This is a genomic window from Terriglobia bacterium, from assembly GCA_020072645.1.
In the GTDB taxonomy this organism is placed as follows: Bacteria; Acidobacteriota; Terriglobia; order Terriglobales; family Acidobacteriaceae; genus Angelobacter.
The window spans coordinates 97,483-117,962 of record JAIQGK010000012.1 but is presented as its reverse complement, the minus strand read 5'-3'; the positions used below and the strand labels follow the sequence as shown (position 1 = coordinate 117,962).

Here is a 20,480-nt window from a genome sequence, read left to right as displayed (position 1 = left end):
TTGGGAGCATGCAGATGAAAATTCCGATTTACGTTCTAGGTTTTGGATTTGTATTGTCCGTTGCCGCATTGACCGCGCAGACCGCGCAACCACAGCAGCCGGCAACCCCGGTGAGCCCGAGCACTCCGGCTACCCACGTCGGCGATGGCGCCCAGAGTAAGGCAGGAACCCCGGTGCAGCCCACCACAACCGCTCCTTCAACCTCGGGAGGCGTAGCAGGGGCAGCAAATTCCAGCACTGCGCAGACGCCGGACGTACAAGATTCTGCTGGCGGCATAAGCAACATGACTGACTCAGATCTGCAAAGCCAGATCCAGAACGCCCTAAGCAAGGAGCCCACGCTCACAGGCGACAGCCCGCGCGTAAATGTCTCCGGAGACACGGTGGAATTGGCGGGCAATGTGGGTACCAACAAAGAGAAGATCACCGCGACGAGAATCGTTCAGTCCTATACCGGCAGCAAGAAGCTGGTCAACAAACTCACGATCAGCCCGCGAAGTGAGAAATCGTCGCCGGCGTCAACGGAAAATCCGGGCAGTACAGCTAATCCCGCGAACAATCCTGAGCCCAATAAGGGTACGCCGCCTTCGAGCTCTAAGCCGCCTCTCAGATAGAGGAGACGGTCGGAAACAATCAGTAAGGAAAACTTGCCTGCGGCGGATCGGCAGCAGTGTTGCCAGTAGATGCATTTGCTGCCGATTTAGCTTTGAGACGAAACTTAGCTCCTTCCAGGCGAAGCAGTTTCTCCTTTGTGCTAAGACCGCCGCCGTAACCCGTGAGCGTTCCGTCTGCTCCCAAAACCCTGTGGCAGGGAACGATGATGGCGATGGGATTGTCATGATTTGCCTGGCCCACAGCTCGGAAGGCATTGGGGCGGCCAATGGCGGAAGCGATATCGGCATAAGAACAGGTCTGACCGTAAGGAATACGCAGCAGCGCCTGCCAGCAGTCTTTCTGGAACTGCGTTCCAACCAGGTCGAGAGCGAAGGTGAATTCACGCAGCTCTCCGTGAAAATACGCTTCCAATTGCGAAACATAAGGCTGGAGATGTTCTGGTGATTCGACCCATGTTTCATCCTCGGCGGGAGGCGGCAGCTTGCCTTTGTAGAACTGCACACAGCGCAGGCCTTTTGAGGTGGCGGCGAGCAGCAAGGGCCCTACTACCAAGGAATCAATCCGGGTGAAATAAACAGTTCTTAATTCCGGCATATGAGAAGTTTAGCAGCGCACGGCATGCGAAATAAAAATTCCAGCAGGTGCTCTGACCTTACAACACGGGATGACTCAATCACATCTATTTCAACACTGCTGCTAATACGGTGGCTGTGTTTCATTTTGAAAGTAATTTCAAGCAGTGTTCTGCTGGCTGCGTGCAGTAAACGAGTGGTTTGCACGGATTTCAGGCCAGAGGGTTCCCAGGGTCAGGTAGTACCGACAGTCGTTTGCGGCCTCGTTACTTCAAGTTTTGGGCTCCCTCCTCGCTGATTTCTCTACGCCATCCGAGAGCTTCCTCAGAACATTGACAGGTGAAGGGAACCAAGGGAACCATGGATATCCGCGGTATATTGCTGGCCAACTCAGAGCAGAATGCAACAGGAAACCAGGCGCTGGATGCTCCCCTGTCAACTCTGGATGTGGCGGGCAAGAGCACGCTCCAGCGGATGGCTGAGCGGCTACAGCAATACGGGATCTCGCAAGTGAGCGCAGTTGTGGAAGCTACAGCCCCTTCAGGTATACGTAACTTTGGTCTCACCTCAGATGTAACCTGCATGCCTGCTGCTCTCGACCGTTTCTGGAGAACCGCTGAGTCTGTGTTCAATGACATGGCCCAGAGCGGCGCGGAACTGGTAATCCTGATCCGGCTTGGAGGTTATGCTGAAGTCGATTTTGAGAAGCTGGTCCAGTTCCACATTGACCGCAAGGAACGCGTTACGCGCATGGCATCGGACGATCAGATGCTGGAAATCTTCTGCATCAGCGCCTCGCGCAGGAATGACGCTGCTTCGCTCTTCCGGACTCAGCTGGCGCACTGCCGCAGTGAATGTCCCGCCCTACAGCATGATGGCTACCTGAATCCGCTGGCCACTGCGCGCGATTTGCGGCAACTTGCCATTGACATCCTTACCCGGCAGACGCAAACGTGCCCGGCCGGAAAAGAAATCAAGCCCGGAGTATGGACCGCGCCCGGCGCCATGATTGAAAAAGGCGCGCGTGTTCTTGCGCCCGCATTTGTTGGATCGCTGGCTCGTATTCGCTCCGGCGCGGTTATTACGCGGTGCAGTTCTGTGGAGCGGCACGCGGAAGTTGACTGCGGCACCGTGATTGAAAACTCCACCGTCCTGCCATTTTCTTACGTGGGAGCAGGGCTCGATCTGGCGCATTCGATTGCCGGCGTGGGCCGCATCGTCAACTTGCATCGCGACGTGACAGTGGACATCATTGATCCCAAGCTTGTCGCGTCGATGTCGGTGGCATCAGGAAAAAGATTTGTGACCAGTGCGGCTGAAGCGCTTACCTACCTGCCGAAACTGGCTTTCCAGGGCATGTTCGCCAGCAGGAAAACAGAGAAAACTGACCTTCACACTACATTGCGGAAGACGTCGCCCGCGTTGGGTACGGCCGCCGGATTTGAAACTTCCGCCTGTGACACTGAAGCATCCCACAAGTTCCCTAACATGGTTGTCGCGAGGAGATATGGACATCAATAGCAGACCTGTCGTCGTAAAAAGAATGCCGGAGCGCCTGAACTCGCGCACAGCGCGAGAGTTTCTTCGTGACGTGCGTCCTTTTCTTGCGGCTGACCGTCCGCAACTGGTTTTCGACCTTTCGCTGGTAGCGCAGATTGACGCTTCCGGTGTGGAGATGCTGTTGAAATGCATGTCTGAGGCGCACAAGCGCGATGGCGACGTGAAGCTTGCTTCGCTCTCTGACCAGGCCGCTGTTGTGCTGGAGCTCACACGCACGGAGCGACTCTTTGAAATCTATGAAACATCAACCGAGGCGGCCCGCAGCTTCAGCGGATTTCTGCCCAACGCCATGCGGCAGCAACTTCTACACAACAAACGTCCCCAACCTCTTGCAGCATAGAGATACAGCGTGATGCCGCAATCTGAAAGCGTTATCACTCTCACACCGGCCGACGCCAGCGTTGCAGCCGCCCAAGCGCGTCCGCAGCGCAGCGACCGCTCCACCATGCTGAATGGCAGCGCCATCATGCTTGTTGCCATGATGCTGGTGAACATTTTCAACTTCGCCTACAACATGGTCATGGCCCGCATGCTGGGCCCGGGCGCGTTTGGCAATATCAATGCCGCCGTTACGCTGCTTCTGCTTGCTTCGTGCATCAGTCTGGCGTTCCAGTTGGTATGCGCCAAGTTCGTGGCCAGAAATCATGCTGATTCCAGCAAGGCGGCGGTGGTCCACAGCCTGCTCGGCAAAGCGTGGATGGCCAGTCTTGCTCTGGGCGGTGTACTTTTTCTGGCACAGAAACCCGTTGCAACGTATCTGAACGTTCCCAGTCCATGGATCATTGGCCTTCTCGCGATTGGCATTGCGGCCTATGCGCCGCTGGGCGTCAAGCGTGGCGCGATGCAGGGCGTCTGCGCGTTCCCACGGTTGGGCACGAACTTTGTTCTTGAAGCAGGTATCCGCTTCTTTCTGGGCGCGGGATTGGTGGTGGCCGGCTATGGAGTTCTCGGGGCAGTTGGCGCGATTTCGGCTTCGGTCATCGCGGCATGTTTTATTCCGCGAATCCCGGCGCAACTGCGTGTAAAGGCCAGCACGGCTGAGCCGCCATCGTATGCAGAGGCTGTGCAGGCGATTGTGTTCTTTGTGGGCCAGGTCATCATCAACAATATTGATATTTTGTTGGTAAAGCATTTCTTTCCCTCGGATCCTGCGGGTGTTTACGCTGCCATCTCACAGATTGGCCGGCTGCTCTATTTCGCTTCGTGGTTCGGTGTGGTCAACGCCATGTTTCCTGTGGCCGCGGCTGCCAGCCCGGAGCACAAGAAAGCCCACGGCATTGGCCTGCCCTTGCTGCTGGTGCTGGGCCTTTCATTGATATTCATTGCCGCTGCCGCGCTCTTTCCACACTTGATCATGGGTGTGATCTTTGGTTCGCGCTTTATTGAAATCGGCTGGCTGCTGGCTCTCTATGCCGCTGCCACGGCGCTGTATTCGCTGAGCGTTGTGTTCATCGCCTATGAAATGTCGCGGCGCATCGCCAACACGGGCTGGCTGCAACTGATCTTCAGCGGCGCTCTGGTGCTGGGCATCGGACTGTTCCACGGTTCGTTGCATGAAGTCATCATGGTGCGGGTCGTCTTGATGGCTGCGATGCTGGCGCTCGTCGCGCTGCCGTTTCTGCGCCGCCATAACAAGCCGGAGCTGGTTGAGGCCATATGAGAAAGCTGCGTCGTCTAACTGAAGCTGAGATCATCGCGGAGTTCCTTCGCGGCGAGTTTTTCCATAAGGAATATGACGCGGACCGCGATCGCTTTGCGTCGCTGGTCGAACAGCCGAACCTTACCGACGCCCAGGAAAACGAAATCCGCCGCATCCTGCTCTTCCGCCGCCGAGACACCATGTGGTGGGAGCTTCCTGAAGACCGGCAGTGGTGGGAGATTGAGTTTGAGCCGGAAGACGTGGAGCTGGTCAGCGTTTTTCCGCGAGCGCACTGGAGAAAGATCGCGCGCGGCAACTTCAGGGCCTTGGACGTGGCGGCTCGCATCCGGCAGCTCAAAGAGACCGAGCCGAACGAGTTCGTCAAAAAGATTTCCGATATCTGCTCCAATCTTTCCTCCGATCTGCCGCAGGGGATGGTCATCTTCCTGGGCATTGACGAAGAGCGCCCGGTCACGCTGCTGGAAGGCAACCATCGCTTTATAGCCGCTTTGCTGGCCGGCGGCCCGCAGCACCTTAGAAACGCCAGAATGGTGGCCGTTTTCTCCCCTCATATGGAAAAGTGCTGCTGGTATAAAACCAACCTCAAGACACTAGCCCGCTGCCTCAAAAACCGCATCCAACATCATTGGGACAGAGACACTGATTTGGCCCGGCTGCTGGCGGCAACTGCCGGAACAGAGAACCTGGGCGCGTTTGCCGGAAACACTCGTCCCCTGAAGTTCAAGTAACGACGTTGAAAAGATGACGTTCGAATAATGACGTTCAAATAAGTTCAGAAACCAAAGTTCCCCGAGGTTTTTATGACAGTGCAATACCGAATCACGAGAATCCTGAGTACCCTGTTGCTTGCCGGACTGTGCTCCGCGCCGTTGCTCCGCGCGCAGCAGACGAACCCTGCTACACCGCAACAGGCGCCGGAAACCAGCCAGCAACCGCAGCAGCCCGGCGCAACGCAGCCGGCGCAGGCAATCCCGCCCGCGACGACGGACCAGGCGCAGCCTGCCAATGCCGCGCCGGCAACGTCTCCGGCACAGAATACGCAGCCCGTGGCTCCGGCAAACCAGAACCAGCCGCAGCAGCAGCCACAACAACAGCAGCAGCCGCTGACGCCGGGAACAAGCGTGAACCCATCGCAAGCGCCGCTTGCGCCCGTTACCACGTATCCAGACGCGTCAGGGGCGCAGCAGGACCAGACATCGCCCAACGCAGAGCCACAAACAACCACCACGGTTCCAGAAGCGCCAAAGCCCAAGCCGCAGTCTGAGCCCGTGGGCGCCGCGACCGCTGAAAGCGTTCCGACGGCGGGAGGCGCGGCAGCCAAGCCGGCCGGTATCGCCATTGCTCCAGCCAAGCAGCACCAGACACGCTCATTGCTGATCAAGATCGGCGCAGTGGTGGCCGCAGGCGCAGCTTTAGGAACGGTCTATGCGCTCAGCCACAGCACCTCGTCGATTCCTCCGGGCACAGGCGTAGCCGGGGTTACGGGAAGATAGTTTGTAACGGCAAGAGCTTATGCAGCACAACTGATATGGACGGGCCGAATCCAATGACTCATAGCGCTTCCAGTACTTTCAGCACCCCCTTGCTCATCTCTTTCTCTGGCGTGGATGGCTCAGGTAAATCCACGCAGATTGAGAGCCTGCGCTCAGCGCTGCACGCCGCCGGACTCAAGACCACGTTGCTGGCCTTCTGGGACAACGTGGTCGTCGGCGTGAAATACCGCGAGGGCTTCGTCCATAAGGTCTATAAGAGTGAGCGTGGCATTGGCGCTCCGGGCAAGCCGGTAAACCGCCGGGATAAAAACGTCCGCGGCTGGCACCTTACGCTGGCCCGTCATTTCCTTTATCTTCTCGACGCCATCCACCTCTGCCGCGTGGTGGCCCGCGCCAAAAAGAGCGGTGCGGACATCGTGATCCTGGACCGCTATATTTACGACGAGCTTTCCAACCTGAACCTGCATAACCCGCTGAGCAGGACGTTCGTGAAGTTTGTCCACGGCTTTGTGCCCCGGCCAGATATCGCCTACCTGCTCGACGCTGACCCGGTCGCCGCCTATGCGCGCAAGCCTGAGTATCCTGTGGACTTCATGAAGAAGTGCCGGCGCGCCTACTATGAACTGGCCGGGATCCTAAAGACCATGACCATAATCCCAGCTCTGAGCCTGCCGGACGCCAAATCGGCCGTGCTGCGTGCCGCCGAACGCGAACTGGCAGCCCAGGGGCGCTCGAAGGATCTGGTGTCTGGAAGCTTGTCAGCGGCGTAATCCCTCTCGAGCGCAGCGAGAGATCCCTATCACTTTCTAGTATGACGGTGATTCCGGCGTTCGATTTGCTGGAAGCCAAGTAGGTGTCAGGGAGCTTGTCAGCGGCGTAAGGTAGGCTAGAGCCAAGCGCTCCGGTAGGCCGTGGGGTAGTTCTATTCAGCCTCGTCAAAGCTCCTGGGCCATTTACGTGCCGCGTGGAAGACACGGAGAACCTCAACAGAGTCACCGCGGACGCGATAGGGAATGATGTAAGGAGTGCTGGGTACGACCAGCTCTCGCGTTCCGGCAACGCGGCCAGGTCGGCCCATCGCAGGATGCCTGGTAAGGCGATCCACGGCCGTGGCAATTGAAGCTACGATCTTCGCTGCAGCCCTTGGATTGTCGCGCGCGATATATTCCGCCTCAGCGTCGAGTTCCGCCAATGCCGCGCGTAGCCACCTAACCCGCATTCCGGGTCCACTTCTTCATAACCTTTTTCACGTCTCGTTCGGCAGCAAAATCGCCGCTGTCTGCCTCTTTGACGGCCTTTTTGATCTCGTCAATCTGCCAATCATTGAGCGCTATGTAGTCGCGAATGGCTTCGGCTGCCAGGAACGATCGGCTGCGCTGAGTAGAGGAAGCTAGCTTGTCCAACTGCTTCTTTAAACCAGCATCCAGCCGAAGGGTCAAAATTGTTGTACTCATGGCAATACAAAGTATACAACGTAATACATTCGAATATCCAACCCCCATGTGCATTATTTTCTACGCCCCCGAGCCGCAGCAGTTCCGCGATCTCCGTCTGCTTGCCTTCCAGCACCCAGGCGAGCGCCGTGGAGTTGAATTGCTGGTTACGAAGAGTGAAGTCTGCGCCGTGGCCGATCAGAAACTCGACCATCTGCTGTAACCATGGATGGCGGCCCAGTGCAGGCCAGGAGCGCCGAAGAAGCCGCGACAATTGATGTCAACGCCTTTTCCAGTAAAAACTTTGCCACCGGGGACATGCCCATTGCGGCGGCAATGTGCAACGCTTCAGAGATGAGATCCTGATAGCTTTCCGCAGAGGCGCTTGCCACTTACCATTGCTTAAATCGCGTGTGCGCGTCTGCGCCTGCGACGGACCGCAACGTGGTGGGAGACTCCCAGAAGGACCGCCGTTAAGAATGCGTCCCATGGAACGCGGACGAAAGCCGGGAGGATCGCGCACGGTAAGGATGCAGTCGCGCGTCATCGCCCGAGATCGGAAAAGGCAAATTAGTTGAACGACGGGATCTGCTGCGGGCCTTTGCCTTTTGCTGGTTGGGGCTTGTTGGCGTCTGGTTTGGAAGCGGCGACGGCCTGCTGTTGGGCGGCGGCCTCAGCGGCCTGGGCGTCAAGGATGCGCGTTTGCTGGTAGGTGTATGCGATGCGGTGAATGATGGTGATGGTGGAAAGCACGGCCAGAACCCAGAGCACGGGCGCCATGGCCCCAAAACGGGCAAACAACGCGCCGATAATGACCAGCACCACGCGCTCAGGACGCTCCATGAATCCGACCTTGCAGGAACCAATGAGCGATTCAGCGCGCGCGCGCGTGTAACTGACCATGACGGAGCTGACCATGACGAACGCGACCAGCACGAGATAAAAGAAATGATTGCCGCGGGCGTAGAAAACCAGCAGTCCGAAGAAGAGCGCGACGTCACTGTAGCGGTCGATGACGGAATCAAAGAACGCGCCGAAGGTTGTGACCTGTCCAGTGGCGCGCGCAACGCGGCCATCGACCATGTCAAAGATTCCGGCGCCGATGATCACCAGTCCGGCATACGGAAACAGCCGGCCATAGTTTGAAGTGTTGGCGTAGCCGAAAAGAATGGCGGCGATGGTGTTGATGACCAGTCCAAGAAAGGTGAGCACATTGGGGGAGATGCGGGTAAGCGCAAGGCCGCGAACGATCGCGTACAGCAGAACGCGGCAAGCTCGTCCAAAAGCGCCGGTCCAGGTCATGAAGCCTCGTCGTGAATGGTGGTCAACTGCAGGACCTCCAGTTCGCGCTTGCCGTTCGGGGTAACCACGGTGGCCATGTCGCCTACCTTTTTACCCATCAGGGATTTTCCGATCGGTGAAGTTGTGGAGATCAGCCCTTTGGTCACGTCCGATTCCTCGCTCGTTACCAAAGTATAAACAATCTCTTCTTCCTTGGTATTGTCGAAAACCTTTACCTTGGAACCAAACGCGACACGGTCCTTGGGGATGTTGGTAAGGTTCACCAGAGCGAGCTCAGACATGCGTTTTTTCAGCTGTCCAAGACGGGCGTTTACGAACTCCTGGCGCTGCTTGGCCATGTGGTATTCGGCGTTTTCGCTCAGGTCGCCCATGGCAACGGCCTTTTTGATCTCTTTGGGCAGCTCGTGCGTGAGCTCATGCTCCAGAAGTCGGATCTCTTCTTCCAGCTTCTTCTTGATATGTTCCGGCATAGTAGCGGAAGATTACTCCCCTCTGGCGCAAAATCGGCGGGTTGCGAAGGCCCATTATAAACCTTTCAGCCTGAATACGTTAACAGCCCAAAAGGGGTCGCGTCTGATTTTTTTCCGGCCAAGCAGCTGCTGAACAGAATGATTGTTGCTAAATGTTGTTAAAAAGTTTATAATGTTTTCTGTCTGGAGTTCCCCCGCAATATGTCCCATCTAGGTGTTCAATGAATGGTCAACTGAACTTTGCAATAGGCGACAAGGTAGTTTATCCGAATCATGGAGTCGGGGTAATAGAACAGATCAGCAGCCGCACAATAGGCCCGAACGTCCACAAGTTTTATCTTCTCAAAATCAAGGCCAGCAGCCTGAAAGTGGAAGTGCCTTTCAACAATGTTGGCATGGTAGGACTGCGCCCCGTGGTCAAGAATGGTGAAGTCATGAAGATTATCACCTTCCTGGTCGACGGCAAGTGCGATAACCATACGGACTGGAAGTTCCGCTTCAAAGAAAACTCCGACAAAATGCGTACCGGTTCGCTACTGGAAGTGGCCGTGGTGCTGAAAAGCCTTCTGCTTTTGGCCAAAGACAAGCCGCTCTCCTTCCGCGAAAAGAAAATGCTGGACCGCGCACGCTATCTGCTGGTGACCGAACTGGCCATGTCAAAGAACGTGGAAGAAGTGGAAATCGAAGACATGCTCAACAAAGCGCTTAGCAAGAGCAAGCTGAAGTTCCCTGAAGTGACGGCTGACGCCTAGGTTCTGAAGTCTCGACCCTGAGCTTGCCGAAGGGGAGAGATCCCTACCAACAGATTATTGACGTTTAAGGCAGGCCTAATCAGCCTGCCTTTTTGATGCAATGCAGCTTGCCGGATACCGTTTTACCCACGAGTTCAATCCGGAAATAGGGTTCCCTCGCTGACGCTCGGGACTTCGGATCGCTAATGCTCTGTTTTCCCATCCAGCAGCTCCAGCGCGTGCGGCAGGATTCCGATCACTGCCTGCAATGATTCCACCGCCGCTGAAGGACTCCCGGGCAAGTTGAGAAACAGCGTTCTTCCCCGCACGCCGCAGACCCCGCGACTCAACGCCGCAAACGGTGTCTTCTTTGCGCCTTCCTGCCGCATCTTTTCTTCCACGCCAACGATCCGTCGCTCAATCACGGCAAGCGTGCCTTCCGGAGTGACATCGCGCATGGCGATACCTGTTCCGCCGGTTGTCACCACCAGGCGCGTAAGTTCGCTGCACTCGATCAGGCGCGCGGCAATCGCATCTTTTTCATCGGGCAGCACAGACGTGTGAATCACCTTGAAGCCAGCGGCCTCAAGTTCGCGCACAATCGCCGGCCCGGATGCATCTTCACGTTTCCCGATGTACGACGAGTCGCTGATGGTCAGCACGGCGGCGGTTTTGGCGGATGCGGCGGTCACCGGCTAAGCTTCCAGAACGTTTTCTTCGGTGTCGCGATTGGCTTCGTCCAGCAGCCGCAGGCCTTCCAGCAAAATGCCTTGCGACGACTGGGTAATCGTCTGCTCGCTGCTGCTGCCGGCAAAGTCAATCTCAAAAGTTCCGGCAGTCCAGGTGAGCACCTTGTACACCGCAGGATCGCCTTTCAGATCGCCATAGACGGCGTGATTGATCTGCCCTTCAGTGAAATACATCTTGCACTTCTCGCCGCTGTTGGTGAGCGTGAGCGCGCAGGTTTTGCGGCCCATATCCAGCGACTGCAATAGGTCCAGCACGTTCATCTGCGCCAGGCTTCCGCGCAGCACAGATTCTCCCGGAGCTTCGCGCGCCATCTTCTCCAAAGAAATCTTGTCCACTACCTTCTTGATTCGGGCCGCAGCTTCCTTCAGGAAAAAAGGCTTCTCAATAAAATCTTCCACCGTATCCTGGACGGTCTTGAGCTTCTCATTAATATCAACCTTGCTGGCCATCAGGATCACCGGAATCCCAGCGCTGGCGTTGCGGCTCTTGATCTTTTGCAGCAACTGGCGGCCATCCATGCCGTTCATGGCGTAGTCGGCAATGATCAGGTCGGGCTTGTCTTCAATGGCTTTCAGCAGCGCATCGGCGGCATCGGTCATCGGCTGTACGGTTGAAAAATGCGCAAGGGCCTGCCGCAACATCTCCAAAACCATGGGATTGTCATCGACCAGCAGGACCTTAATATTGCTCGGCATGAGACCTATTTCTTCAGGCGATGGCTGGACGACTTCCGCTGATAGTCTCCGCTTTTTCCACCTGATTTACGCTGCAAAACTATTTCACGGATGGCGATTCCTTTATCCAGGGCTTTGCACATGTCATATACGGTTAGCGCAGCGACGGTGGCTGCCATCAGCGCCTCCATCTCCACTCCGGTCTGGGCGGTTGTGGCGGCTTTGGAGTTGACCTGAACGCCATTTTCGCACACCTCAGTGGTCACATCAATGAATGAGAGCGGCAGCGGATGGCACATTGGTATCAAGTCGCTCGTTCGCTTAGCCGCCGCAATCCCGGCAAATCTGGCTACTTCCAGTGGATTTCCCTTGGGATTTTGCGGCAGAGCCTTGAGGACTTCTTGCGACATCTCAATAAACGCAGACGCTTCCGCTTCGCGACGGCTGGCCGTTTTCCCCGACACGTCCACCATCTTGGCGCGCCCGGCAGAGTCATAGTGCGACAGCTTGCCAGTCGATTGTTTACGATCATCTGCCCGAGTTGAAGTCTTTTTGCTCATGACATTTACATTGCGACAATCTTTTACTTCACGACACCGTCCAACCCTGTCATCCTGAGCGGCACTCCGCGACGAAAGGAGCGAGGTAAAGTCGAAGGACCCCGACAACGTATCCTTTGCCATGCCGCATCAGGGAGTTCTCACGAGGAACTCCGGTACGCTCGTCCTCTCCTGAAACCTCACCGCATCACCACCGTTACCATCTCGCCTTTCGCCAGCTTCTCCCTGTCCGGGGGCACCACAAGATAGCAGTTTGCCCGCGCCGCCGCCAGCATATCGCCGGATCCCTGCCACGGCATCATTTCGACTTCAGGATCGTCTAACGCGCCATCAAGTCTCGCCGGCAGAAATCTTGTTAGACCTGTTTTGGTTTTGAAATCTTTCTTCAGTTTCGCCTTGGCCGACTTCATTCGCTCAGGCTCAGCGCCGCTAAGAGCTTCCACCATCTGCCGCGCGAATAGCTCAAACGTTACCATTACTGAAACAGGATTCCCCGGCAGCCCAAAGAAAGGAACTGCTCCGACCTCGCCAAACACCACCGGCTTTCCCGGCTGAATCAAGGCTCCGGTAAAAAAGAACTTTGCTCCCAAAGCCTTGAGCGCCTGCTCCACCAGATCAAACTTTCCCATGGAAACGCCACCGGACAGCAGAAGCATGTCCGCCTTGAGCCCTTCCTGGATCAACTCCGTGAGCTTGCCCTCTTCGTCCGGCGCAATGGGTAGCTGCACCGGCTCACCGCCGCATTCCGCCACCAGAGCCGCCAGGGAATAGCTGTTGCTGTTGCGGATCTGGCTTGGCCCCGGCTTCTCCGCAACCTCCACCAGTTCGTCTCCGGTGGAGAGAATCGCAACTTTCGGCTTGCGATATAGCTTCACACTGGCTTTGCCCGCGGCGGCCGCCAACGCAATCTGCGCCGATCCCAGGCGCACGCCATATGGTAAAAGCTCCTGTCCTACCTTGGCTTCTGCTCCGGCCGGCACAACGTTTTCACCCGCCACCACAGGGCGCTGTATCTCGACCAAGTCTTCGGTTCTCTTCTCTACCGTCTCTGGTTCAGCATGTCCTGCAATGTCCAGAATATGATCGTCGTCCGTGATGCTCCCGCGATTCTCCGATTCCTTTTGCGTTCCTTCGCGCTCTTCGTGGCTGATTTCCCGGCTTTTGCGCTCCGTGTATTCCACCATCACTACGGCATCAGAGCCCGCAGGGACAGCCGCTCCAGTCATGATTTCTACGGCTTCGCCCGAATCCAGCGGAAGATCGTAACTGTCGCCAGCCCTCACCTGCCCCACCACGCGAAGAAGTATTACTCCGCGCGCCAAATCATCTGCCCGGACGGCAAAACCATCCCGCGTGGCCCTTGGGAACGGAGGAAAATCCCGATCAGCCGTGATCGGCTCCGCCAAGACCCGACCTACGGCCTGCATCAACAAGACTTCTTCGCTCGGGCGCCCCCCGGCCTTTAAGATCTGTTGGCAATGCTCGCGCACCACCTCGTAAGCGTCTTCAAAGTTCAGCACACCCGCGGACTGTACAGCCGTATTCATAAGATGATTTTAGCTTGAGAAGCTCAGAACTCACGGGGACTTCGTGGTCCTGGCGGCTTCAGGTTGGTTCGTTCCAGGGCGTTGTCGCAACCTCTGTTCGATTCGCGCCTTTTCTCCGCGGCAGATCGGCCTCTGCGGAGATCAGCGAAAATCTGTGGCGAAAACTTCTTATGCGATCCGCTCAGCCTCCTCGTCATACGAGCTTGCCTGATTCAGCTTCTCCATCGACTCGCGATCAAGTTCAAGTCTCATTGCCTGCGCCAGTTCATTTAGCTGTTCCACGCTGGTCGCGCTGGAAATCGGCGCCGTAATACTCGGACGCGCCATCAGCCACGCCAATGCCACCTGCGCCGGCTTGCTCTGGTAGCGTTCCGCCACCTGGTCCAGCGCCTGCAAAATGCTGAAGCCACGATCATTCAGATACTTCTTCGTCGTCCGGCCGCGCTGGCTTTTTTTCAAGTCGTCCTCTGACCGGTACTTGCCTGTAAGAAAGCCGCTGGCCAGAGAATAGTAAGGGATCACGCCGAGCTTTTCCTGCAACGCCAGAGGTTCCAGCGTGGTTTCATAAGCGGCGCGCTCATACAGGTTGTAATGCGGTTGCAGGCTCTCGTAGCGGGGCCAGCCATGCTTGCGGCTAGCTGCCAGGGACTCGCGAGTCCGCTCCGCCGTAAAGTTCGAGCAGCCAATCACCCGCACTTTTCCCTGCTGAATCAACTGCGCGTATGTTTCCAGAGTTTCCTCAACCGGCGTTGCCGGATCGTCGCGATGCGACTGGTAAAGATCAATGTGATCGGTCTGCAATCTATTGAGCGAAGCTTCCACCTGGCGCATGATCCACGTCTTACTCAGTCCTTTTCCCTGTCCTGGGATTTCCGCTCCCACCTTGGTGGCGATCACAACCTTGTCACGCTTGCCGCTGCGCTTGAACCAGTTGCCGATAATCGTTTCGCTCTCCCCGCCCTGATGCCCCGGCACCCAGGTGGAATAGGTGTCCGCGGTGTCAATAAAGTTCAGGCCTGCGGCTACGAACGCATCCAGGATCTTGAATGACGTTGCTTCGTCGGCGGTCCAGCCAAACACGTTGCCGCCCAGCATAAGGGGCGCTACTTCGATTGACGATTGTCCCAGTTGGCGCTTTTTCATCGCAGAAATCTCCCCTTCCATTTTACTGGTTCGACATGGATTGGAAGCTCCGCGATTGAGGAATGGTCAAAGTCTGCGTAGGTCCTGTGAAAAGTGTCTGCTCAAAAGATATAAGCGTCGCCAAGTACGTGGACAACAGGCGTTGGTCCGCACAAATGTGTTGGCTCCTAACGCATGCCCTTGCGCTGATCAGAGCGCGTCAGCGGCTGCCGCAATCGTCTGCTGGATGTCGGATTCTGAATGCGCCGCGCTCATGAACATGGCTTCATATTGCGATGGCGGCAGGTAAATGCCATGTTCCAGCATTGCGCCATGGAACTTGCCGAAGGCCTTCGTGTCTGATTTCGCGGCGGTGTCCCAGTCATGGATCGTGCCGGGCTGGAAGAACCATGTGAACATCGAGCCCACGCGATTTGCGGTGAGCGGCACGCCTTTCTTTTTTGCCGCGTCCAGCACGCCATCCACTAAGGCGGCGCTGCGCTGCTCAAGCTGCCGATAAATCTCAGGATGTTGCTTCAACTCGCGCAATGTTGCGATTCCGGCAGCCATGGCCAGCGGATTTCCAGAAAGTGTCCCTGCCTGATATACGGGCCCAAGCGGCGCGATCATGTCCATGAGTTCTGCGCGGCCGCCGTAAGCGCCCACTGGCAATCCACCGCCGATGATCTTTCCCAGCGTGGTAAGGTCAGGCTTAATCTTGTACAGGGCCTGCGCGCCGCCAAAGCTCAGACGAAAGCCGGTCATCACTTCATCCAAGATCAATACAGCGCCTTGCTGTTCAGTGATCGACCGCAGAAACTCAAGGTAGCCCTCATGCGGAGGAACACAACCCATATTGCCAACGACCGGCTCAACGATGACGCAAGCGATCTGTTCTTTGAACTTGGCGAACGCCTCTTGCAGCGCTTGCTTATTGTTGAATGGCAGCGCCAGAGTAAACTTAGCCTGCTCGTCGAGCACGCCGGCAGAGCCGGGAATGCCCAGCGTCGCAACGCCGGAGCCGGCTTTCACCAGCAGGGAATCAGCGTGTCCGTGATAGCAGCCTTCAAACTTTACGATGTATTTACGTCCGGTAAAAGCCCGTGCCAGGCGGATAGCGGACATCGTCGCTTCCGTGCCGGAGCTGACGAAGCGGACTTTGTCCATTGAAGGAAAGGCTTCGATCACAGCTTCTGCAAGTTCGGCTTCTGCGGGAGTACATGCGCCAAAGCTGGCGCCATCGCGGTTGGCTTTCTCCACGGCTTCCACCACGCTGGGGAAGGCGTGTCCCAGAATCAACGGCCCCCATGAGCCGACGTAGTCGATGTATTCGTTGTCATCGGCGTCCCATATGCGGGAGCCTTTGCCACGGACGATGTAGGGTGGCTCGCCGCCAACGGACTTGAACGCACGCACTGGTGAATCGACTCCGCCGGGGATCACCCGCGAGGCGCGTGCGTGCAGTTCCTGTGATTTGGTTCGCTGCTTCATTTGGACTCTTGAATATACCCCAACAAAAAGAGGAACCACAAAGGACACGAAGGGACACAAAGAGCAAATCAAGCAGATTTCGCTAAGTGGATCCTAAGTGCTGAAAAGGCCTTCGCTTGAAAAGCCTCAGCGAAAGAGCAACCCGATCACCGCCGAAATCTTAGAACTTCGATAAATCCCCTTTGTGTTCCTTCGTGTCCTTTGTGGTTATAAGTTTCTTGCGGTGGCTTGCCCGTGTTATGCCGCACTTTGCCGCTCGCGCACCAGCAATAGCCGTGGCAAGATCGCTTCTGTGGTTACGACCCAACGGAGGAGCAAGATGAAAAAACTATTTTTCCTTACTTTGATGGCATTTATTTCCAGCGTCGGCTTTGCCCAGCAGGGCTCACGGCTACCGGACAATAGAGAACTGGTCACGCGGGCGCGCAGCTATTACGTTGAAACCGATACTTTCTATATGAAGCGGGAGGCGCTTGAAAGTTCTTTGCTTGGGCAAGCGGAGTTTAAAGCCTGGAACTTGCAAGTAACCGGAAGAAAAGATCTGGCCGACATGGTTGTGCGGGTAAAGCGGGTGCCATTTTCCAACCACTTCAGCTATACCGTCACGGACCGCGAGACCGAGACAATCGTAATGGCCGGGAAAGTGGATTCTCTGGCCGGAACGGTCTATGGCCGCATCGCTAAAGAGATCGTGGACAAGATGGTGGCGTTGCGTGGCAATCCTTTGCCGGCGCAACAGGAGAAGCAACAGGCAGAAGCGGCAAAATAGCCCATCCCGTGTACCTCTCTTGGGAGAGGCAGCCTGTCATCCGGGGTAACTCAGAGGCTTTGTTAGAATAGGCAAGTGATCCTTCCATTCGTCCGCGAAGTCCTGGCGGACGTGGAAAAAAGCCCTGGGTTCCAGCAGGCGGCCTCATATTTAAAGCAACGGAGGGGGGAGTCAAAACCTCCTGCGGGGCGTATTCGCCTGTCCGGGCTCATCTCTACAGCAAAAGCCCTTCTGGTTCCCTATTTACAGCGCACTGCGGGCGTGCCGCTGGTCCTGATCGTCGCAGACAATCGTGCGGCTGAGGCAGTCTGCCCCGTAATCCAGTCATTCTGCGAACTGACCGGCGCGTGCAGTCCTCAGTCGGTAGTAAAGCTGCCGGCCTATGACGTGTTGCCGTTTGAGAATATGTCTCCGCATCCCGATATACAGGAAGAGCGCGCGACGGCGTTGTGGAAGATTTCCACCAACGCGGCTTCGATTGTGATTGTGCCGCTCAACGCGGCCAGCATGCGGCTGCGCTCGGCAGAGCACTACTCCGGGTTGGCGCGCATCATCCGGCGCACGGACATGCTGGACCCGGAAGAACTGGTCGAGCACCTGAACACCATTGGCTATTCAGCGGTTGACGTGGTGGAGATGCCGGGGCAATACGCGGTACGTGGCGGGTTGCTGGATGCATATCCTCCTGAGGCTGATCGGCCGTTGCGCATTGAGTTGTTTGGCGATGAGGTTGAGTCCATCCGCAAGTTTGATCCCGGCACGCAGCGGTCTGCGTCGGCCGTGGATGAGGTTGTGCTGCTGCCGTTATCTGAGACGCCTGTCCGCGAAGAACTGCTCACGGAGATTCATGCACGGCTTTCCGGCGCTCGGCTGGAAGGTGAAGGTGACGCGGTGCGGCATGCGCTGGCAGATACCGGTGTCTCTGTCTTTCCCGGCTGGGAGTTTTACGCCAACGCCGGAGCCAAGGGAACGCTGTTTGATCTGCTGCCCAATGCCGTGGTCTTTATGGACGAGCCGACGGCAATCGAGGCTGAGCAGGAACACTGGTGGGAAAAAGTTGTCCAGCGACACGAGCAGAGCCTGGTGGGCAAGCTGGCAAAGCCGGAAGATATCTATCTTCCTCCGGATGAATGGAACGCGCTGATCACACGGCTGCCGGGCGGAAGTCTTGAGCACTTGAATGTCTTGCGGATTGCACACGCGGAAGAAGAGCTGGGGCTAGTTGATCCGCAGGTTCCAGACCAGTCTCTAATTGAGTTTCCCGCGCACTCAACCTCGCGCTTTCACGGGTCGGTACCGGCGATGGTGGAGGAAGTAAAGAAGCTTACCGCGCAGGGCCAGCGCGTGATGTTTGCCGCGCCCAATACCGGCGAGATGGAACGGCTGGCCGACATCTTTACGGAGTATCAAGTACCGTTCCGGCTCGGCACGCGCACGCCCGTTCCGGGCAGCGAAACGTATCTGGACGAAACCGCATATTTTTCCGGCGATCTTCTTACTACAACAATTGTCCGCGCCGCGGTGCCGGAAGGTGTGGCGCTTTCCGACGCGCGCCTGGTGATCTTTGGCGCGCGCGATCTGTTTGACGATTCAGAGATCGAGCCCGCACAGCCATTGCGCCGCAAATCGAAGACAGCGGCGTTCATGTCAGACTTCCGCGATCTGGCGGTGGGTGACTTTGTTGTACACATCGAACATGGAATTGCGATGTACCAGGGGCTGAAGGAAATTGAGCAGGGCGATATCACCGGGGAATACATGGTGCTGGAGTTTGCGGAGGCTGCGAAGCTTTATGTGCCGCTCACGCGGCTGGACCTGATTCAGAAATATCGGTCGAGTGAAGGCGTGCATCCTCCGCTGAGCCGGCTGGGTGGAACGGCCTGGGCCAAGACCAAAGCGCGTGTGAAGAGCGCGATGAAAGACATGGCCGACGAGCTGCTCAAGCTCTATGCCGCGCGCAAAGCCGCGCAGGGCCATGCTTTTCCCACGGACACGCAATGGCAAAAAGAGTTTGAAGACGCCTTTGAGTTCAACGAGACCGACGATCAGCTCACGGCCACGGCGGACATCAAGCGTGATATGGAATCGACACTACCCATGGACCGCCTGCTCTGTGGCGACGTGGGCTACGGCAAGACTGAAGTCGCCATGCGCGCGGCGTTCAAGGCCGTGCAGGACAATAAACAGGTTGCGGTGCTGGCGCCGACGACTGTTCTGGTCTTCCAGCATTTTGAAAACTTCAAGCGCCGCTTCGCGGCTTTTCCGATCACGATTGAGATGATGAGCCGCTTCCGCAACGCCAAGCAGCAGAAAGAGACGGTGGAGCGGATCGAGCAAGGGAAAGTCGATATCGTCGTCGGCACGCACCGCATTCTTTCCAAGGACATCAAGTTCCAGGACCTGGGGCTGGTGATAGTCGACGAAGAACAGCGGTTCGGCGTGCGGCATAAGGAACGGCTCAAGACGCTGAAGAAAGAAGTGGACGTGCTTACCATGTCCGCCACGCCGATTCCGCGAACGCTGCACATGTCGATGGTCGGCCTGCGCGATATGAGCGTGATTGAAACACCGCCGAAAGATCGCATGGCCATACAGACAGTGGTTGCGGCTTACGATGAAAAGCTGGTGAAGTCAGCACTGGAGCATGAACTGGAGCGCGGCGGGCAGGCGTATTTTGTGCACAATCGCGTGGAAACCATTTATGAAATTGCCGCCAAGCTGCAGGAGATGCTGCCGAAGGCGCGCGTGATTGTGGGTCACGGACAGATGTCCGAGGGCGAGCTGGAAAAGGTGATGTTTGCGTTTGTGCGGCATGAAGCGGACATTCTGGTGGCGACCACGATCATTGAAAACGGCCTCGACATTCCGCTGTGCAACACTATCATCATCAATCGCGCTGACCGCCACGGCCTCTCTGAGCTTTACCAGCTGCGCGGGCGCGTGGGCAGGTCCAATCGCCGGGCCTATGCGTATCTGCTGGTACCGGCGGAGCAGGAGCTTACGCCGGTGGCGCGACGCAGGCTGGCTGCGCTCAAAGAATTTTCCGATCTGGGCGCTGGATTCAAGATCGCCGCGCTTGATCTTGAGCTGCGTGGCGCGGGAAATCTGCTGGGTGGCGAGCAGAGCGGCAACATCGACGCCGTGGGCTTTGAAATGTATACCGGCATGCTGGACCGGGCTATCCGCGAACTGAAAGGCGAAGAGCTGTCCGACAAGGTCAGCACACAGCTCAACCTCGGCATTGATCTGCGCATTCCGCCGACGTACATCGCAGAAGAGAACCAGCGCCTGCGCATGTATAAGCGAGCCGCAGGCGTTGAGAGCGAGGCCGCATTGGACGATGTCCGCAAGGAACTGCAAGACCGCTATGGAGAACCGCCTGCGCCGGTACGCTACCTGCTGGCGGCGTCCGCGCTCAAGCTGTTGTGTGAGCGAGTGGGCGTGCTGGCCATCGACCGCAAGCGCGATTCAGTAACGATCAAGTTCACGGAGCAGGCGTCGATTGAGCCCGAGCGGCTGGCGCGATTCGTGGCGCAATCCCGGGGCGCACAATTTTCGCCCGGAGGCGTGCTCAAGTTCAATATCAAGTCCACGCAGCCTGAAGCTGTGATTGACCAGATCAATGGCTTGCTGCGCGAGTTGAGTCCCGAGGTGGTGGCGCAGACGTGGCTGCAGGCAAAGTAAATTTGCTTGGCCTTTCCAAAGAGTGAGCAGCCCGCGGCGGTTTCCGG

The 20,480-nt window shown here is 57.0% G+C and carries 22 protein-coding genes; 11 read left to right on the top strand and 11 right to left on the bottom strand.

Annotated elements, in window-relative coordinates:
* Positions 1 to 14 precede the first annotated feature (14 nt).
* The gene (locus tag LAO76_16930) at positions 15 to 614 is read left to right on the top strand and encodes a BON domain-containing protein (protein MBZ5492608.1); all 600 of its coding nucleotides are present in this window, start codon (positions 15 to 17) and stop codon (positions 612 to 614) included.
* 19 nt (positions 615 to 633) lie between these two features.
* On the opposite strand, the gene LAO76_16925 is transcribed toward LAO76_16930, so the two are convergent.
* A complete protein-coding gene (locus LAO76_16925; GenBank protein ID MBZ5492607.1) occupies positions 634 to 1,209 on the bottom strand; it encodes a methylated-DNA--[protein]-cysteine S-methyltransferase in 576 nt (191 codons plus the stop codon).
* A gap of 317 nt (positions 1,210 to 1,526) precedes the next feature.
* Between LAO76_16925 and LAO76_16920 the strand changes: the two genes are divergently transcribed.
* The 6 genes from LAO76_16920 (at position 1,527) to LAO76_16895 (ending at position 6,670) form a co-directional block, all read left to right on the top strand.
* Positions 1,527 to 2,708: a hypothetical protein gene (locus LAO76_16920; protein ID MBZ5492606.1), complete on the top strand. Its 1,182-nt coding sequence runs from the start codon at positions 1,527 to 1,529 to the stop codon at positions 2,706 to 2,708.
* Positions 2,695 to 3,087: an STAS domain-containing protein gene (locus LAO76_16915; protein ID MBZ5492605.1), complete on the top strand. Its 393-nt coding sequence runs from the start codon at positions 2,695 to 2,697 to the stop codon at positions 3,085 to 3,087. The genes LAO76_16920 and LAO76_16915 overlap by 14 nt, the downstream gene beginning before the upstream one ends.
* Positions 3,088 to 3,099: 12 nt before the next feature.
* A complete protein-coding gene (locus tag LAO76_16910; protein ID MBZ5492604.1) occupies positions 3,100 to 4,407 on the top strand; it encodes a hypothetical protein in 1,308 nt (435 codons plus the stop codon).
* Positions 4,404 to 5,135, top strand: coding sequence for a hypothetical protein (locus LAO76_16905; GenBank protein ID MBZ5492603.1), 732 nt, complete (start codon positions 4,404 to 4,406; stop codon positions 5,133 to 5,135). Before LAO76_16910 ends, LAO76_16905 begins: the two co-directional genes overlap by 4 nt.
* 72 nt (positions 5,136 to 5,207) lie before the next feature.
* Positions 5,208 to 5,900 carry a hypothetical protein gene (locus tag LAO76_16900; GenBank protein MBZ5492602.1) on the top strand — a complete coding sequence of 231 codons (693 nt, stop codon included), beginning with the start codon at positions 5,208 to 5,210 and terminating at the stop codon, positions 5,898 to 5,900.
* Between the two features lie 53 nt (positions 5,901 to 5,953).
* Positions 5,954 to 6,670 (top strand): thymidylate kinase, encoded by a 717-nt coding sequence (locus LAO76_16895; GenBank protein MBZ5492601.1) that lies wholly within the window; start codon positions 5,954 to 5,956, stop codon positions 6,668 to 6,670.
* 152 nt (positions 6,671 to 6,822) lie between these two features.
* On the opposite strand, the gene LAO76_16890 is transcribed toward LAO76_16895, so the two are convergent.
* Together LAO76_16890 and LAO76_16885 are read right to left on the bottom strand one after the other, a co-directional pair.
* Positions 6,823 to 7,119, bottom strand: a complete 297-nt coding sequence (locus LAO76_16890) for a type II toxin-antitoxin system RelE/ParE family toxin (GenBank protein MBZ5492600.1) — start codon at positions 7,117 to 7,119, stop codon at positions 6,823 to 6,825.
* Positions 7,109 to 7,354, bottom strand: a complete 246-nt coding sequence (locus tag LAO76_16885; protein ID MBZ5492599.1) for a CopG family transcriptional regulator — start codon at positions 7,352 to 7,354, stop codon at positions 7,109 to 7,111. Before LAO76_16885 ends, LAO76_16890 begins: the two co-directional genes overlap by 11 nt.
* Here LAO76_16885 and LAO76_16880 point away from each other — a divergent pair.
* Complete coding sequence (locus LAO76_16880) at positions 7,353 to 7,556, top strand: hypothetical protein (protein ID MBZ5492598.1); 204 nt, start codon at positions 7,353 to 7,355, stop codon at positions 7,554 to 7,556. The genes LAO76_16885 and LAO76_16880 overlap by 2 nt on opposite strands.
* Positions 7,557 to 7,903: 347 nt before the next feature.
* Here LAO76_16880 and LAO76_16875 read toward each other — a convergent pair whose 3' ends face one another.
* Together LAO76_16875 and LAO76_16870 are read right to left on the bottom strand one after the other, a co-directional pair.
* Complete coding sequence (locus tag LAO76_16875; protein MBZ5492597.1) at positions 7,904 to 8,635, bottom strand: CDP-alcohol phosphatidyltransferase family protein; 732 nt, start codon at positions 8,633 to 8,635, stop codon at positions 7,904 to 7,906.
* Positions 8,632 to 9,105, bottom strand: a complete 474-nt coding sequence (locus tag LAO76_16870; protein MBZ5492596.1) for a transcription elongation factor GreA — start codon at positions 9,103 to 9,105, stop codon at positions 8,632 to 8,634. The genes LAO76_16875 and LAO76_16870 overlap by 4 nt, the downstream gene beginning before the upstream one ends.
* 221 nt (positions 9,106 to 9,326) lie before the next feature.
* Here LAO76_16870 and LAO76_16865 point away from each other — a divergent pair, with 221 nt between their 5' ends.
* A complete protein-coding gene (locus tag LAO76_16865) occupies positions 9,327 to 9,857 on the top strand; it encodes a CarD family transcriptional regulator (GenBank protein MBZ5492595.1) in 531 nt (176 codons plus the stop codon).
* Between the two features lie 182 nt (positions 9,858 to 10,039).
* Here the strand turns inward: LAO76_16865 and LAO76_16860 are convergent, their stop codons facing one another.
* From LAO76_16860 to hemL, 6 genes are all read right to left on the bottom strand, one after another.
* Positions 10,040 to 10,528, bottom strand: coding sequence for a MogA/MoaB family molybdenum cofactor biosynthesis protein (locus LAO76_16860; protein MBZ5492594.1), 489 nt, complete (start codon positions 10,526 to 10,528; stop codon positions 10,040 to 10,042).
* 3 nt (positions 10,529 to 10,531) lie between these two features.
* A complete protein-coding gene (locus tag LAO76_16855) occupies positions 10,532 to 11,281 on the bottom strand; it encodes a response regulator (protein ID MBZ5492593.1) in 750 nt (249 codons plus the stop codon).
* 5 nt (positions 11,282 to 11,286) lie between these two features.
* A complete protein-coding gene (gene moaC, locus LAO76_16850; GenBank protein MBZ5492592.1) occupies positions 11,287 to 11,820 on the bottom strand; it encodes a cyclic pyranopterin monophosphate synthase MoaC in 534 nt (177 codons plus the stop codon).
* A gap of 179 nt (positions 11,821 to 11,999) precedes the next feature.
* Positions 12,000 to 13,367 carry a molybdopterin molybdotransferase MoeA gene (locus LAO76_16845; GenBank protein ID MBZ5492591.1) on the bottom strand — a complete coding sequence of 456 codons (1,368 nt, stop codon included), beginning with the start codon at positions 13,365 to 13,367 and terminating at the stop codon, positions 12,000 to 12,002.
* A gap of 168 nt (positions 13,368 to 13,535) precedes the next feature.
* Entirely contained in the window at positions 13,536 to 14,510 is a 975-nt protein-coding gene (locus LAO76_16840) for an aldo/keto reductase (protein MBZ5492590.1), read from the bottom strand.
* A 189-nt stretch (positions 14,511 to 14,699) separates the two neighbouring features.
* Complete coding sequence (gene hemL / locus LAO76_16835) at positions 14,700 to 15,980, bottom strand: glutamate-1-semialdehyde 2,1-aminomutase (protein MBZ5492589.1); 1,281 nt, start codon at positions 15,978 to 15,980, stop codon at positions 14,700 to 14,702.
* A gap of 319 nt (positions 15,981 to 16,299) precedes the next feature.
* Between hemL and LAO76_16830 the strand changes: the two genes are divergently transcribed.
* A complete protein-coding gene (locus LAO76_16830; GenBank protein MBZ5492588.1) occupies positions 16,300 to 16,749 on the top strand; it encodes a hypothetical protein in 450 nt (149 codons plus the stop codon).
* 75 nt (positions 16,750 to 16,824) lie between these two features.
* The gene (mfd, locus tag LAO76_16825) at positions 16,825 to 20,433 is read left to right on the top strand and encodes a transcription-repair coupling factor (GenBank protein MBZ5492587.1); all 3,609 of its coding nucleotides are present in this window, start codon (positions 16,825 to 16,827) and stop codon (positions 20,431 to 20,433) included.
* The last annotated feature ends 47 nt before the right edge of the window (positions 20,434 to 20,480 follow it).

Bases quoted from the DNA above. Each gene is read 5' to 3' on its own strand.
- LAO76_16915 (MBZ5492605.1), top strand. From the start codon at position 2,695: ATGGACATCAATAGCAGACCTGTCGTCGTAAAAAGAATGCCGGAGCGC.
- moaC (MBZ5492592.1), bottom strand. From the start codon at position 11,820: ATGAGCAAAAAGACTTCAACTCGGGCAGATGATCGTAAACAATCGACT.
- LAO76_16910 (MBZ5492604.1), top strand. From the start codon at position 3,100: ATGCCGCAATCTGAAAGCGTTATCACTCTCACACCGGCCGACGCCAGC.
- LAO76_16905 (MBZ5492603.1), top strand. From the start codon at position 4,404: ATGAGAAAGCTGCGTCGTCTAACTGAAGCTGAGATCATCGCGGAGTTC.
- hemL (MBZ5492589.1), bottom strand. From the start codon at position 15,980: ATGAAGCAGCGAACCAAATCACAGGAACTGCACGCACGCGCCTCGCGG.
- LAO76_16830 (MBZ5492588.1), top strand. From the start codon at position 16,300: ATGAAAAAACTATTTTTCCTTACTTTGATGGCATTTATTTCCAGCGTC.
- LAO76_16845 (MBZ5492591.1), bottom strand. From the start codon at position 13,367: ATGAATACGGCTGTACAGTCCGCGGGTGTGCTGAACTTTGAAGACGCT.
- LAO76_16890 (MBZ5492600.1), bottom strand. From the start codon at position 7,119: ATGCGGGTTAGGTGGCTACGCGCGGCATTGGCGGAACTCGACGCTGAG.
- LAO76_16925 (MBZ5492607.1), bottom strand. From the start codon at position 1,209: ATGCCGGAATTAAGAACTGTTTATTTCACCCGGATTGATTCCTTGGTA.
- LAO76_16855 (MBZ5492593.1), bottom strand. From the start codon at position 11,281: ATGCCGAGCAATATTAAGGTCCTGCTGGTCGATGACAATCCCATGGTT.
- LAO76_16870 (MBZ5492596.1), bottom strand. From the start codon at position 9,105: ATGCCGGAACATATCAAGAAGAAGCTGGAAGAAGAGATCCGACTTCTG.
- LAO76_16840 (MBZ5492590.1), bottom strand. From the start codon at position 14,510: ATGAAAAAGCGCCAACTGGGACAATCGTCAATCGAAGTAGCGCCCCTT.
- LAO76_16885 (MBZ5492599.1), bottom strand. From the start codon at position 7,354: ATGAGTACAACAATTTTGACCCTTCGGCTGGATGCTGGTTTAAAGAAG.
- LAO76_16930 (MBZ5492608.1), top strand. From the start codon at position 15: ATGAAAATTCCGATTTACGTTCTAGGTTTTGGATTTGTATTGTCCGTT.
- LAO76_16900 (MBZ5492602.1), top strand. From the start codon at position 5,208: ATGACAGTGCAATACCGAATCACGAGAATCCTGAGTACCCTGTTGCTT.
- LAO76_16895 (MBZ5492601.1), top strand. From the start codon at position 5,954: ATGACTCATAGCGCTTCCAGTACTTTCAGCACCCCCTTGCTCATCTCT.
- LAO76_16875 (MBZ5492597.1), bottom strand. From the start codon at position 8,635: ATGACCTGGACCGGCGCTTTTGGACGAGCTTGCCGCGTTCTGCTGTAC.
- LAO76_16865 (MBZ5492595.1), top strand. From the start codon at position 9,327: ATGAATGGTCAACTGAACTTTGCAATAGGCGACAAGGTAGTTTATCCG.
- LAO76_16880 (MBZ5492598.1), top strand. From the start codon at position 7,353: ATGGCAATACAAAGTATACAACGTAATACATTCGAATATCCAACCCCC.